Below are 13,830 nucleotides of genomic sequence, written 5' to 3' on the forward strand. Positions count from 1 at the left end.
TTTATTGTGAAAAGCTACTTTCCTGTTTTTAAGATTTTTACAATTGCATCTATTTCTGCTTCGGTATTATAAAAATGAAAACTTAAACGTACCCCATCGCCTCTTTGAGCACAAAACACATCATTATCTATTAGTTTTTGATAAGTAGCTTCGTTTGCTTTAATATTAAAAATGGTACTGTGTTGCTTTCTTCCCGAAACCACATCAGATAGTAGCCCTAGCTTTTGAAATTCTACCATTGCCTTCTCAGATAATTTCCGATTCTGCTCTGTAATTTTATCTATTCCGATTTTTTCAAAAAACTCAATTGAAAACTTCATGCTTCCAAAAATAAGCGATGATAAATGACCTGGCTCAAACTGTTTTGCAAACCTTATTTCATCTCTTTTATCTAACTCGCCATTGGCAGCATTAAAACCAATATTATGCAATGAAAACTTTTCTTTTATCTCATCAGAGAATAGCATGCATCCGTTTCCATAGCCTGCCAATAACCATTTGTATGCACTTGCTCCTAAGGCGTCGATACCAGAATTATCAAAATCGAATGTTGTACTACCACAAAACTGTGTGCCGTCGGCAATTATAATCAAATCAGGATGTAGTTTTTTTAAGCCTTTCAAAAATTCTAAATCAATGGTAAATCCGTCTAACCACTGTACCAGACTTAATGCTAGTACATCTATTTTTTTCTCTGACAACACTTTATGAATTTGATCTTCAATGTCAATCGTCATTTTCAAATACTCAATATCAAATTCTCTTTTTTCAAAACACCAGTTAAGTGACGGGTAGTCGTTTTCTACTAGAAGTATTTTTTTATTTGAATTTAATCCTTCAAGTAAGACATTTAAGCCAGTAGAAAAATTACTGACCAATGCGACATTTTCTCGTTTACAATTAAAAAATCTGCCAACAGTAGATCTGGTATCAGCTATAACTTTTAAGGCTTTATCACGCATATCGCTACCATATATAATAAAGTCTAAATCGTGCTCTTGCCGCCAATCTAGCAAAGAATCATACAACAGACCATATACCGCTGTGTTAGCATAAATACCTTTTTTTAAAACCGGGAATTCCTTTCTAAATTTTTCCATTGATTATAGCGTATAATACATTTCCTGTATCTTTATACCAAATATAGGAAGAGTATGTTTTCTAGAAATAAAAATACCTCCAAATTAGATTTAGAGCAGCATGAACTTTTAGAGAATGCTCAAAAAAGGGTTCGTCAAAAGAAGCGCTTATACACCCATTTTGTAGTTTTTTTAATAGGTAGTGTATTTTTGGTGCTGATCAATAAAATATTAAAATACGGACAAGAATATAATTGGTTCGTATGGGCAATTACCTTTTGGGGATTTTTGTTTGTACTTCATATTTTCAATGTTTTCATTACCAATAAATTTATGGGTCAAGATTGGGAACGCGCCCAAAGAGAAAGATTAGTCGCTAAGCAAAAGAAACGCATTGCAGAAATGGAAAAAGAGATTGAACAGGATTTAGAGTTTCCTACCTCATTTGAACCCGAACCTAAAAAAAAATTACTTTGAGCACACTTATAATGATAGCTGCGGCAGCAGAAAACAATGCTTTAGGCAAAGACAATGATTTGCTTTGGCATTTACCAGATGATTTTAAAAGATTTAAAAAATTGACGTCTGGTCATAAAATTATCATGGGCAGAAAAACATATGAAAGTTTCCCTAAACCTTTACCGAACAGAACTCACATCATCATTACCAGAGATAAAAATTACTCGGTAGACTATGATGAATGTATTGTAGTACACTCTCTTGATGAAGCTATAGACTTAGTTGACAATGAAATTGCCTTTATAATTGGTGGTGGAGAAATTTACAAGCAAGGGGAAAAACGTTCTGATAAAATTGAACTTACCCGTGTTCATGCCACTTTTGAAGATGCAGATACTTTCTTCCCTGAAATTGACGAAAACTATTGGATGTTAACGCAGCAAGAATTTCACCCAACAGACGAAAAACATAAATTATCTTTCACTTATTTGACTTACGTTAAAAAAGAAAATACGCTTAAAAGTCTTTAAAAGCTACACTCAAATTTGACTGTGGCATATTTAAAATACTAGCTAGCACTTTTTCATCGCCATTGGTATAAAATTGGTGCAAACCCTGCTGTTTAGAACTGGTCAATAACTCGTTTTTCTCTAAAACCGTTTTCGTTTGTCGCGCCACTGCCTGACCAGAGTCTATAATAGTTACATTCTCTGGCAACATTTTTTTCAATAACGGAATTAAATATGGGTAATGGGTACAGCCCAAAACCAAATAATCCATCCCCTTTTCAAGCATAGGTTTTATATAACCTTCTAATAACTGGTATAATTCATCGCTTTGTAGGTTTCCGTTTTCGATCATCTCGACCAAACCGGTACCTCGTTGCTCTAACACGGTTATACCGGCAGCATGATTTTTTGAAGTACTGTGAAACAGACTACTCAACAAGGTACCTTTGGTCGCCAACACACCTACAATCTTAGATTTGGTATTTATAGCCGCAGGTTTTAATGCCGGCTCAATACCTATAAAAGGTATCGTATAGTTCGCCCTTAAATAATCTATGGCGTTTGTGGTTGCGGTATTACAGGCAACGACAATAATTTTGCAACCTTGGCTTACTAAATATTCGGTATTTTTTATACTTAGCTCTAGAATTCGCTCTTCAGATTTTTCACCATAAGGCGCATTCTTACTATCTGCCAAATAAATACAATTTTCATTTGGCAAAAGTTCTTGTATTTCGCCCCATATAGATGTGCCGCCAATACCAGAATCAAAAATACCTATTAGCCTATCATCCATATTATTTAAACACCTCTGTTATGGGTTTACCGTTTGTACCATTAGGAAAAGATATACCTAACAGCGCCGAAATAGTAGGTGCAATATCAGGAATTTCTGTTCTGTTAATAGTCGATCCGGGCTTTATACCCATACCATAAAACAATAATGGCGCATGTGTATCGTAGATTTGTGGCGAACCATGTGTTGAGCCAGTAGAACCGTAAGAAATAAAACCAGGCTTCAATACTACCAATACATCACCTGATCGCTTTTGGTTATAACCGTTCTGCAAAATATAAGGTATACCAGAAGTATAGTTAGTACTCCACATTTGATTTGCAGTATACACTCTATCAATAGCATCGTAATCTAAAATTTCTTGTGCTATTTCAACTTGAACTTCTGCCAGACTTAAATCTAGATTTTTTACAATTTTATGATCTAAAAATATTTGATCGTTAGAATAGTTTTTAACTATATCTTCTGTACCATACTTATACTGCAAAAACTCGGCTAACCTCTTTTTATTCGCTGCTGTTTCTATATAACCAGATGGTATTTTTACACTCTTTAAATACGTTGGCACTTCAATAGCCGCATGGTCTCCTGTTAAAAATAACGTGTATTGCCCTTCACCTACATTCTTATCTAATGCTTTAAATAATCTTTCCAAATCTGCATCTAACCTTAAATAAGTATCTTGAACTTCTTTAGAATTTACCCCATACATATGCCCAACATAATCGGTACTTGAAAAACTTACTGCAAGAAAATCTGTAATATCATCTTTACCCAGACCTTCTTGCTTTAGTGCTTCTATAGCAAAATCTGCAGTCAATGAATTACCAAATGGCGTTGCTTTAATTATATCAAAATCTTTGGTTTTGTCTAATAATGCAGGAGTATTATGGGGGAATGAGGTTGTAGATTCTCCTTCAAATTTTCCTTCAAAGAGGTTAATATCGGTTCCACTTTCTTTGTATTCTTTAATATCTTTTAGCGTATTCCATTCTCTTTTATACGATTGTGCCGTACCAGATGAATTAAAATCATTAACCCATTTTGGTAGCTCGTTCATGTAATAAGAACTTGTTATCCAATTCCCTTCATTTGCACCATGAAACCAATACGCTGCATTAGCCGTGTGCCCACCAGGTAAAACTGCACCTCTGTCTTTTAGTGCAATGGCAATGGTCTTACCTTGCATTTGGTTATTTAAGCGTAATTCGTCTGTTATCGTAGTTACCCCCATACGGTGCGGTGACATTTGCCCCGCATCTGAAGCTGTACCTACAGATGTGTACGAATCATCGCCGGCACAATACACACTTTTATCTATTTCTTTATCGTACCAATTGTTTCCTATAATGCCATGTACTGCTGGCGTTGTGCCTGTATATACAGAAGTATGCCCAGGTCCTGTGCTTGTAGGTGCATAATTAAAATGATTATTCTTGCAATTAAAGCCTTGCTCTACAAGTCTTTTAAATCCGTCATTTCCAAAATGATCATAAAAACGGGTTAGATAATCATATCGCATTTGGTCTACCACAATACCAACCACCAATTTTGGCTTCACCCATAATAAATTGTCGGTCGAATTATCTTTGTTTTTCTTTTGCGCTGTTAAACTACTTGTCAACAACAATGTAACCATCAATAATGATGCACTTAAATATTTTTTCATTTTGATACTGGTGAGATTGAAACGCAAAAGTAAATAATTTCGACGTTTAAAGATTAAACGGAGGTTAAATCAAGTCCTTTATTGTTATTTTTACGATAAGAAATTTATTTGTAACGAATGAACTATTTAGCATCTGTAGGAAGCTATGCAATTATGATCCGCGAGGTTTTTAAAAAACCTACGAAATGGAGAATAATGAAATCACTTATATTTAAGGAAATAGATGAGCTAATCTTTAGCTCTTTGGGTATTATTATATTCATCTCCTTTTTTATAGGTGCCGTTGTAGCTATACAAACTGCCCTTAACCTTACCAACCCATTAATACCTAGAAATCTTATTGGTTTCGCGACACGGCAATCTGTAATATTAGAGTTTGCGCCTACGTTCGTTTCTATAATTATGGCTGGTAAAGTGGGATCTTATATTACATCTAGTATCGGTACCATGAGGGTTACCGAACAAATCGATGCGCTTGAGGTAATGGGTGTAAACTCTTTAAATTACTTAGTATTCCCAAAAATAATTGCAATGCTTTTTTACCCTTTTGCAATTGCAATTTCTATGTACGTCGGAATATTCGGAGGATGGATGGCCGGTGTTTTCGGCGGATTCTTAACTAGTGAAGATTTTATAACCGGACTACAAACAGATTTTGTACCCTTTCATATCGGATATGCATTTGTAAAAACATTAATTTTTGCCTTTGTAATTGCTACTATACCATCGTTTCATGGATTTTATATGCGCGGCGGAGCTTTAGAGGTTGGTAAGGCAAGTACGACCGCGTTCGTTTGGACGAGTGTTGTAATTATCATACTCAACTACATATTAACCCAACTTTTACTAGGATAATGATAGAAGTACGAGATATACATAAATCTTTTGGTGATGCTCATATTCTTAAAGGAGTTACCACCACATTCGAAAAAGGCAAAACCAATTTGATCATTGGACAAAGTGGATCGGGTAAAACCGTATTTCTTAAATGTCTTTTAGGTTTATTTATTCCTGAAGAAGGTGGTATCGTCTATGACGGAAAATTATATGCCGATCTTTCAAACGACGAGAAACGCGATTTAAGACAAGAAATGGGCATGGTATTTCAAGGTAGCGCCCTGTTTGATAGTATGACGGTTGAAGGTAATGTAATGTTTCCTTTAGAGATGTTTACTAAACAGCCTAAATCTGAAATGAAAGACCGTGTAGATGCTGTTCTAAAAAGAGTTAATCTAATTGATGCGCATCATAAATTTCCTTCCGAGATTTCTGGTGGTATGCAAAAGCGTGTAGCTATTGCTCGTGCGATAGTTATGAATCCGAAATATCTTTTTTGTGACGAACCAAATTCTGGTCTAGATCCTAAGACAGCTATTCTTATTGATGACCTTATCAAAGAAATTACCGAAGAGTACAATATCACCACGGTTATAAACACCCATGATATGAACTCGGTAATGCAAATAGGGGAAAAAATAATATTCCTTAAAGACGGACTCTTAGAATGGGAAGGAACCAAAAATGAAATCTTTAAGACCGAAAATGAAGCGGTAACTAATTTTGTATATTCATCTGACCTTTTCAAAAAAGTACGTCAAATGTATATTCAAGAACAGAACTAGTCTTTCGCTATTTCCTTTATTTGAATGTTTTTATTATTCAATCTAAGACGCAGCCAATCTTGTAGCTTGCCCATGTCTTTAACCGTTTCTGCCCTTTTAGCTTCCTTCTTCCAAGTGACCTCAAATAATGGTATACTATCAGTTTTAGCAAAATCTGTTGAAATTAAATAAGCATAGCCTATTCGTTCTAAATTTTCATAATTCGTTTTAGCCTCTAGACTAATTTCTTTGAAAGGAATCTGATTTGATGATATTTGATTTAAACGAACCAATTCACTTTCTAAAAGCTGAATTTTCTCGTCTTTAGTGGTAAGAATACTTTTCTGTGACTCATAAAGCTCATTAACATATTTCAGCTCATTTGCTTCGTCACTTTTAGAACCCTGAACAACGCTAAGCTCAGTTCCTTGTAGTTGTTTGTATTCTGCCATTTGGGCACGCCAGGTAGCAATTACATTGTCCGGTATGCCGTCATTACCCATGAAAACCAATTCAATTTTAGACTTACCTTCAGCATCATAGTCTACCTCACTAAAATCTTTCAAAAATTTACCTTCACCCGAAAATTGGTATGGCACTATTTTCTCTGTTATAAAAGTTTCGGCATCTCTATTAAATAACGATTTTTTGAAAACGCTGTAAAAAGTAAATCCCGCAGGTATCATTACTAGTATAGCTAATAAAGACGCTAATCTACCTATTAATTTTCTTCGCTGCGAATTCACATAGCGAACCATAGGAAATTTTAATAGCTTAATAACCAAGAAGGTTGCAAGGGCTATAAATATGGTATTAATAATAAAGAGGTACATCGCACCTGATGCATAATTCCAATTACCAATTGCCAGACCAAAACCTACGGTACATAATGGCGGCATTAACGCTGTTGCAATCGCCACACCGAAAATAACACTAGCTATTGTTCCTTTCTTAGCACGAGCAATAACCAATGCCAAACCACCAAAAAATGCAATTAAAACATCTCTAATATCAGGTTCGGTTCTTGCTAAAAGTTCTGAAGACTCATCTCTAAGCGGAAAAAACCTATAGAACAAATAGGCTGTTATTACACTTAAAACTACCATTACGGCAAAGTTCTTCAATGATCTTTTTAGCGTATCAATGTCATTTATTGCCACAGACATGCCAATACCTAAAATAGGCCCCATTAATGGAGAAATTAACATCGCACCAATAACAACAGCTGTAGAATTGGCATTAAGACCAATTGATGCAATAAAAATAGAACAAATCAAAATCCAAGAAGTATGACCCTTAAAAGGTATATCGGCAATAATAGCTTCTTTCGTTGCCTGCTGATCAGTATTCGTTCTAATGTCCAACAACTCAGAAAGAAACGTTTTAACACTACCTAAAAGACCTTGAAAATCTTTTTTTACTTCTTCACTACCACTACCCTCATTACTATTAGGGGTAATATTATCTTGATTAAGATTGTTCTCCATATTTAAGCGAATTCATCACCAAAGGTATCTTTTACCTTATTTAAAACTTGTTTAATGTCTTGTTCTTTTGTCTTTGGGTAAATCAAAAGTACTTCATCTTTATCAACTATTATATAATCACTTAGACCATCTACTACAACAACTTTACCTGCTTTAGACCTAATCATGTTACCATTAGCATCTTGGGCTATCACTTTTGCATTTACTATGGCATTTTCATTCTTATCTTTATCTAACTTATCATACAATGAGCCCCAAGTACCTAAATCATTCCAATCAAATGTTGCTTCTTTTACGTAAATAGCTTCCGAATTTTCTAATATGGCATAATCGATTGAGATATTTTCTGCCTTAGGATAGTTTTCAGATATAAATTTCTTCTCATCATCGGTATTATAACACACTAAACCATCTCTAAACAATGCATATTGTTTCGGTTGAAAATTTTGAAATGCGTTTACAATTGTCTTTGCACTCCACATGAAGATTCCCGCATTCCATAAAAAATTCCCTTGTGCTAAAAAATCTTTTGCAGTCTCGTAGTCTGGCTTCTCTCTAAACTGATTTACCTTTTTAATTTGTGCTTTATCTGCCTTGTTATATTCTATGTACCCAAAACCAGTGTTTGGAAAAGATGGCTTAATACCTAGCGTACATAACACATCTTCAGTTTCGCATTTCTTAAAACAAGCTATAACATCTTTTGCAAATGCATCTTCATCTTCGATCCAATGATCACTTGGTGCCACTATCATTACGGCATCTTTGTTCATCTTCTGAATTTTCATTGCAGCATATAAAATACAAGGCGCCGTATTTCTCATGGCTGGCTCAAGAACGACTTGCTCTTGTTTTACCATCGGCAATTGCTCTAATACTAAATCATTATAGCGTTCATTGGTAAGAATCAAAATATTTTCGGTAGGTACAAATTTGTTCAACCTCTGAAACGTTTTTTGAATAAGGGTATCACCTGTACCCAACATATCATGAAATTGTTTCGGATTGTCACTTGTACTTATTGGCCAGAATCTAGACCCTACTCCTCCTGCCATTAAAACGGCGTAATAATTTTTATTCATGTCAGCTTTTTATTAATTCCACTTCAGCATTAGGTTGAAACAGAAACATCCTACCTGAGGATAATTCTACACATTCATAACGCTTAGTTCGTTTATTTCCTTTTTTAAATAATTTGCCATTATAGATGCGAAACACACACCCAATCGGTAATTCGTAAACGTAAGTTTTTTCCGATTGTTGTTCATCGAATTGCTTTAAAGCAATAGATAATTGAGCATCTGTACTACTGCTTGCCTTCGGATTCTTAAAATGTCTAGCCAATAAAGGTAAAAGTTGCGAAGGAAATATCTCTGGTCGTATAAATGGTAGCATTAAATGCTGAAAGGTTTTTTTCCATTCTAATCCATGTGGCTTAATATGTCGACCATATTTCTCAAATGCCATTAAATGGGCAATCTCATGAATTAAAGTAATCAAAAACCGGTACTTATTTAAAGACGCATTGACCGTTATTTGATGATTACCATCTTTTCGCCTTCTATAATCGCCATGCCTAGTAACCCGCTCATTCACGATTTTTAAATGCACCTGACTAACTTTAATTAGCTCATAACATGGACTAACCGCTAATTCTGGAAGATATTTAGCTAACGTTTGTTGCATTTTTATGGTGTACTACTGCTTACCTGTAATATTTTACCATTATAAAGCTTTTGGCCTTTCAAGGCAAATTCCATTATATATTCAGCCATTTCTAATGCAGTAACAGGAGCTTTATAACCCGGAAAAGCTTCTTCTAACATTTCTGTCTGTACCGCACCTAATGCGAGTGCATTGAATGCCGGACCTGTTTCTTTGAATTCCTCAGCTAGTAATTCTGTTAGTGTAAGAACAGCTCCCTTACTCGAACTATATGCAGAAAGACCTGGGAATTTTGCGCTCCCCTGAATACCACCCATAGAACTAATAGTAAGTACGTGACCATTAGTATTCATGAATGGTACCACCAATCTTGTCATAGCCGCAACCCCAAAAACATTCACATCATAAACCGACTTAAACTCTTCTTCTGTCAATTCTAAAAAAGGTTTGTTGATCAGCTTGCCCGCATTATTTATAAGTGCTATTACATTACCCTTTTTATCTTTTAAATAATCAGATAATTTAGCTCTATCTGTTACCGAAGACACGTCAAAGGAAAATGTCTCAATATTTTTATGGTTAAGGTTCTTTATCGGCTTTTCATTTCTAGATAGCGCCAAGACTTTATAACCGTTATCGGCTAGTAGCTTACTCAATTCAAAACCAATTCCCCTACTGGTACCTGTTACAATTATGTATTCCATTAATTATATTTTACTTCTTTTATCGGTGCGTTAATTATACCTTCTAGCATAGGCATGGCTTCATTTACAACTGTAGACATGAAATTATAATCCATCAACGATGCTTCATCGCCTACTTTATGATATTCACCAAAATTTGTAAAGTCAAAAGAGCTATATGTTTGCGAAGGCACATTAAACTCATCGTGAAAAGGAGCATTATCTGACCTTCTAAACAAATTAAACTCTTTTGCTTTCGGAAGAAAACCTACTAAATTTTTGTGCGCGTACGAATTACTGATGTCTGCTAAATTTGACAACTCATATCCTGTTAAATACAGACTATGATCTTTATCGACCATAGGTACACCTACCATTTCAAAGTTTAGCATGGCATATAAATCAATATTTTCAGCCTTTAATTTGGAAGCCAAATGCTTAGAACCTAACAAACCCTTTTCCTCAGCCGTAAACAGTGCGAAAATTATACTTCTCTTATTGCCTTTCAACTTGCCAAAGTATTTCGCCAATTCTAAAACTGTGGTTGTACCAGATGCATTATCATTTGCTCCATTCGCAATTGAATCATCACCACCGCCACTTATTAAACCGATATGGTCATAATGCGCACCTATAATAACAAACTCGTTTTTCAACTTATCATCTGTACCTGATAAAAAACCAACTATGTTATAAGCTACACCATCGTTATAATTTTCTAAAGTATCTCTGTATGAGGTAAAATAAGGTGCGATTCTATTCTCTTCAAATATATTTTCAATATAATCGGCTGCCATTACAATACCTTCACTGCCTGTATCTCGACCCTGTAGCTTATCTGAAGTTAAAAACGTCATAATTTTTTCAATGTCGCCTGGTGTGGTATGCGCCTTCAGCTTTGAGGATTCCATATCAACTTCACCTTCAGAACTTTCAACTGTACTGCTAGGTAAAACCGTTCCTTTTACTCCCTTCGGATTTGTAGGATTCAAGACTGTTGATTGATCAACTTTCGCCCCACCACAACTAAGAATTAGTGTACTGAGAAGTACTAAGCTTAAATATTTCATAACAAGATTACATTTAGAATATAAAGATAAAAAAAAGCATCCCGACGAAAGGATGCTTTTCTAATTCTATTTTTAAAATCAATTTTCTATGCTAACATAGTAACCGGATTTTCAACAAAATATCTTAATGTCTGAAGAAACTGAGCTCCTACAGCACCATCAACAGTTCTGTGATCACAAGCAAGTGTCAACTTCATAGTATTGCCTACAACAATTTCACCATTTTTAACAACCGGCTTTTCAACAATTGCACCAACTGAAAGTATTGCTGAATTTGGCTGGTTGATAATACTAGTAAATTCAAGTATACCGAACATACCTAGGTTTGACACTGTAAATGTACTGCCTTCCATTTCTGAAGGAGCAATTTTCTTATTACGTGCTTTACCTGCTAAATCTTTTACGGCACTACCTATTTGCGTTAAACCTAATAGATCGGCGTGTTTTATAACTGGCACAACTAAACCTTCATCAACAGCAACAGCAACACCCATATGAATGTGTTTATGGTACTTTGTAGTTTCGGCACTCCACGAAGTATTAACCTGAGGGTGCTTTCTAAGTGCCATTGCACATGCCTTTAATATCATATCATTAAATGACACTTTGGTATCTGGCAAGCTATTTATCTGTGCGCGAGATTCTTTTGCATTATCCATATCTACCTCAATGGTAAGATAGAAATGTGGAGCATTAAATTTAGAATTACCTAATGCCTTAGCTATCGCCTTACGCATATTAGAGTTCTTAACCTCTTCGGTACCTTCTTCACCAGACGGCATTGCCATTGATACAGGTTGGGCAGCGATTGCGTTATCAGCTTTTACACTTGCAGTAGCTGCTGGAGCAGAAGCTGCAGCTGCACTTGGTGTGTAATTTTCTATATCTTTCTTTGTAATTCTTCCATGATCACCAGAACCAGAAACTTTAGCTAAATCGATACCTTTATCGGCAGCGATTTTTTTAGCTAACGGCGAAGCAAAAATTCTTTCACCATCGGCTACCGAAATTGAAGCCTCTTTAGTATCAGAAGTATCATCTGATTTTTTATCTTCTTTCTTAGTTTCGGTTGCAGCACTCTTTTTACTTCCGCCAGATTTGTTATTTAAAACAGCATCGACATCTGTACCTTCTGGACCTATAACTGCCAATACAGCATCTACAAGAGAAGACTCACCTTCTTGTATACCAATATATAATAGTTTTCCATTATAGAAAGATTCAAACTCCATCGTAGCTTTATCGGTTTCGATTTCAGCTAATATGTCACCTTCTTCAACATCGTCACCAACTTTCTTTAACCATGTTGCCACGGTACCTTCTTCCATGGTATCACTCAAACGAGGCATTTTTACGATTTCAACTCCCTCAGGAATTTCACCACCACCATGCGCTTCTTCAGCTGTATCTTCAGTAACAACTTCCGCTTCAGATGATTTCTCTTCTCTAGCTGCCGTACTACCACCTAACAAAGCTGAAATATCTTCACCTTCATCACCTATAATAGCCAATAGACTATCTACAGGGGCAGTATCACCTTCTTGAATACCAATGTGCAGTAAAGTTCCCTCATTAAATGATTCGAACTCCATCGTTGCTTTATCAGTTTCGATTTCGGCTAATATATCTCCTTCTTGAATTTTATCTCCAACGCTTTTTAACCATTTAGCTACGGTACCCTCTTCCATGGTATCGCTTAAACGGGGCATATTTACTACTATAGCCATCTAATTAAAATTTATGTTCAACAAATGGAAAATCCTCTTGTTCGTAAACCATATCGTATAATTGGTTTATAGGTGGATAATCTGATTCTTCTGCGAACTTCTCGCACTCCTTAACCATTAATTTGACATTTTTATCAATTTCCTTGATTTCGGCTTCAGTTGCGTAATTATTTTCTTTAATAATATCCAACACTTGAGTAATCGGATCTATTTTCTTATACTCTTCAACTTCATCTTTCGTTCTGTAATGCTGTGCATCTGACATTGAGTGACCTCTATATCTGTACGTTTTCATTTCAAGAAAAGTTGGTCCGCCACCACTACGAGCTCTATCAATAGCTTTACTCATTTCTTGTGCAACCGTCACAGGGTTCATTCCATCAACTGGTCCACAAGGCATTTCGTAACCTAAACCTAACTTCCAGATTTCTGTAGAAAAAGATGTTCTAGCCACCGAAGTACCCATTGCATAACCATTATTTTCGCAAATGAAAACAACTGGCAATTGCCATAGCATTGCTAGATTGAATGTTTCATGTAATGCTCCTTGCCTAACAGCACCATCACCCATATAACATAGGGTAACATTATCTCTACCAGCATACTTATCACCAAAAGCCATACCTGCACCTAATGGAATTTGCCCACCAACAATACCATGACCACCATGAAAACGGTGCTCTTTCGAAAAGATATGCATCGATCCACCCATACCCTTAGAAGTACCGGTAACTTTACCATAAAGCTCAGCCATAACCATTTTAGGATCCACACCCATACCAATTGGCTGAACGTGATTTCTATAAGCCGTTATCATACGGTCTTTGGTTAAATCCATTGCATGTAGTGCACCAGCCAAAACAGCTTCTTGCCCATTATACAAATGTAAAAACCCTCTTACCTTTTGCTGAATATATACAGCAGCCAATTTATCCTCAAATTTTCTCCAAAACAGCATGTCTGCATACCATTTCAAATACGTTTCCTTGGTGATTTTTTTCATCAATTTTAACTAAAGGTTTAAAATTCTATATTGATAACAGAGGTAATATGACCTATGTATACTAGAGTAGCAAAAATACACA

14 protein-coding genes are annotated in these 13,830 nt (G+C 35.6%); 4 read left to right on the forward strand and 10 right to left on the reverse strand.

Annotation, left to right across the window (positions count from 1 at the left end):
- Positions 1-14: 14 nt before the first annotated feature.
- Positions 15-1,100, reverse strand: a complete 1,086-nt coding sequence (locus ACPF9A_RS05185) for an aminotransferase class V-fold PLP-dependent enzyme (RefSeq protein ID WP_424002285.1) — start codon at positions 1,098-1,100, stop codon at positions 15-17.
- 54 nt (positions 1,101-1,154) lie between these two features.
- On the opposite strand from ACPF9A_RS05185, the gene ACPF9A_RS05190 reads away from it, so the two are divergent.
- Both ACPF9A_RS05190 and ACPF9A_RS05195 read left to right on the forward strand, forming a co-directional pair.
- Entirely contained in the window at positions 1,155-1,556 is a 402-nt protein-coding gene (locus tag ACPF9A_RS05190; protein ID WP_424002287.1) for a 2TM domain-containing protein, read from the forward strand.
- A gap of 11 nt (positions 1,557-1,567) precedes the next feature.
- Complete coding sequence (locus tag ACPF9A_RS05195) at positions 1,568-2,068, forward strand: dihydrofolate reductase (protein ID WP_424004429.1); 501 nt, start codon at positions 1,568-1,570, stop codon at positions 2,066-2,068.
- Here ACPF9A_RS05195 and murI read toward each other — a convergent pair.
- Both murI and pafA read right to left on the reverse strand, forming a co-directional pair.
- Positions 2,055-2,843: a glutamate racemase gene (murI, locus tag ACPF9A_RS05200; RefSeq protein ID WP_424002289.1), complete on the reverse strand. Its 789-nt coding sequence runs from the start codon at positions 2,841-2,843 to the stop codon at positions 2,055-2,057. The genes ACPF9A_RS05195 and murI overlap by 14 nt on opposite strands.
- A gap of 1 nt (position 2,844) precedes the next feature.
- Entirely contained in the window at positions 2,845-4,512 is a 1,668-nt protein-coding gene (pafA, locus tag ACPF9A_RS05205; RefSeq protein ID WP_424002291.1) for an alkaline phosphatase PafA, read from the reverse strand.
- A 117-nt stretch (positions 4,513-4,629) separates the two neighbouring features.
- On the opposite strand from pafA, the gene ACPF9A_RS05210 reads away from it, so the two are divergent.
- Both ACPF9A_RS05210 and ACPF9A_RS05215 read left to right on the forward strand, forming a co-directional pair.
- Complete coding sequence (locus ACPF9A_RS05210) at positions 4,630-5,367, forward strand: MlaE family ABC transporter permease (RefSeq protein ID WP_424002293.1); 738 nt, start codon at positions 4,630-4,632, stop codon at positions 5,365-5,367.
- Positions 5,367-6,134 carry an ABC transporter ATP-binding protein gene (locus tag ACPF9A_RS05215; protein WP_424002295.1) on the forward strand — a complete coding sequence of 256 codons (768 nt, stop codon included), beginning with the start codon at positions 5,367-5,369 and terminating at the stop codon, positions 6,132-6,134. The genes ACPF9A_RS05210 and ACPF9A_RS05215 overlap by 1 nt, the downstream gene beginning before the upstream one ends.
- On the opposite strand, the gene ACPF9A_RS05220 is transcribed toward ACPF9A_RS05215, so the two are convergent.
- From ACPF9A_RS05220 to pdhA, 7 genes are all read right to left on the reverse strand, one after another.
- A complete protein-coding gene (locus tag ACPF9A_RS05220; RefSeq protein WP_424002297.1) occupies positions 6,131-7,600 on the reverse strand; it encodes a DUF389 domain-containing protein in 1,470 nt (489 codons plus the stop codon). The two genes, ACPF9A_RS05215 and ACPF9A_RS05220, sit on opposite strands and share 4 nt — an antisense overlap.
- A gap of 2 nt (positions 7,601-7,602) precedes the next feature.
- Entirely contained in the window at positions 7,603-8,682 is a 1,080-nt protein-coding gene (locus tag ACPF9A_RS05225) for a mannose-1-phosphate guanylyltransferase (protein WP_424002299.1), read from the reverse strand.
- A gap of 1 nt (position 8,683) precedes the next feature.
- On the reverse strand, positions 8,684-9,286 hold the full coding sequence (locus ACPF9A_RS05230) for a SprT-like domain-containing protein (protein ID WP_424002301.1): 603 nt from the start codon (positions 9,284-9,286) through the stop codon (positions 8,684-8,686).
- Positions 9,287-9,288: 2 nt separating this feature from the next.
- On the reverse strand, positions 9,289-9,969 hold the full coding sequence (locus ACPF9A_RS05235; RefSeq protein WP_424002303.1) for an SDR family NAD(P)-dependent oxidoreductase: 681 nt from the start codon (positions 9,967-9,969) through the stop codon (positions 9,289-9,291).
- A complete protein-coding gene (locus ACPF9A_RS05240; RefSeq protein ID WP_424002305.1) occupies positions 9,969-11,018 on the reverse strand; it encodes a M28 family metallopeptidase in 1,050 nt (349 codons plus the stop codon). The genes ACPF9A_RS05235 and ACPF9A_RS05240 overlap by 1 nt, the downstream gene beginning before the upstream one ends.
- A gap of 86 nt (positions 11,019-11,104) precedes the next feature.
- Positions 11,105-12,745: a 2-oxo acid dehydrogenase subunit E2 gene (locus ACPF9A_RS05245; protein WP_424002307.1), complete on the reverse strand. Its 1,641-nt coding sequence runs from the start codon at positions 12,743-12,745 to the stop codon at positions 11,105-11,107.
- Positions 12,746-12,749: 4 nt separating this feature from the next.
- Positions 12,750-13,748: a pyruvate dehydrogenase (acetyl-transferring) E1 component subunit alpha gene (gene pdhA, locus ACPF9A_RS05250; protein ID WP_424002309.1), complete on the reverse strand. Its 999-nt coding sequence runs from the start codon at positions 13,746-13,748 to the stop codon at positions 12,750-12,752.
- Positions 13,749-13,830 lie beyond the last annotated feature (82 nt).

It is taken from the genome of Maribacter sp. IgM3_T14_3, from assembly GCF_049603095.1.
In the GTDB taxonomy this organism is placed as follows: domain Bacteria; phylum Bacteroidota; class Bacteroidia; order Flavobacteriales; family Flavobacteriaceae; genus Maribacter.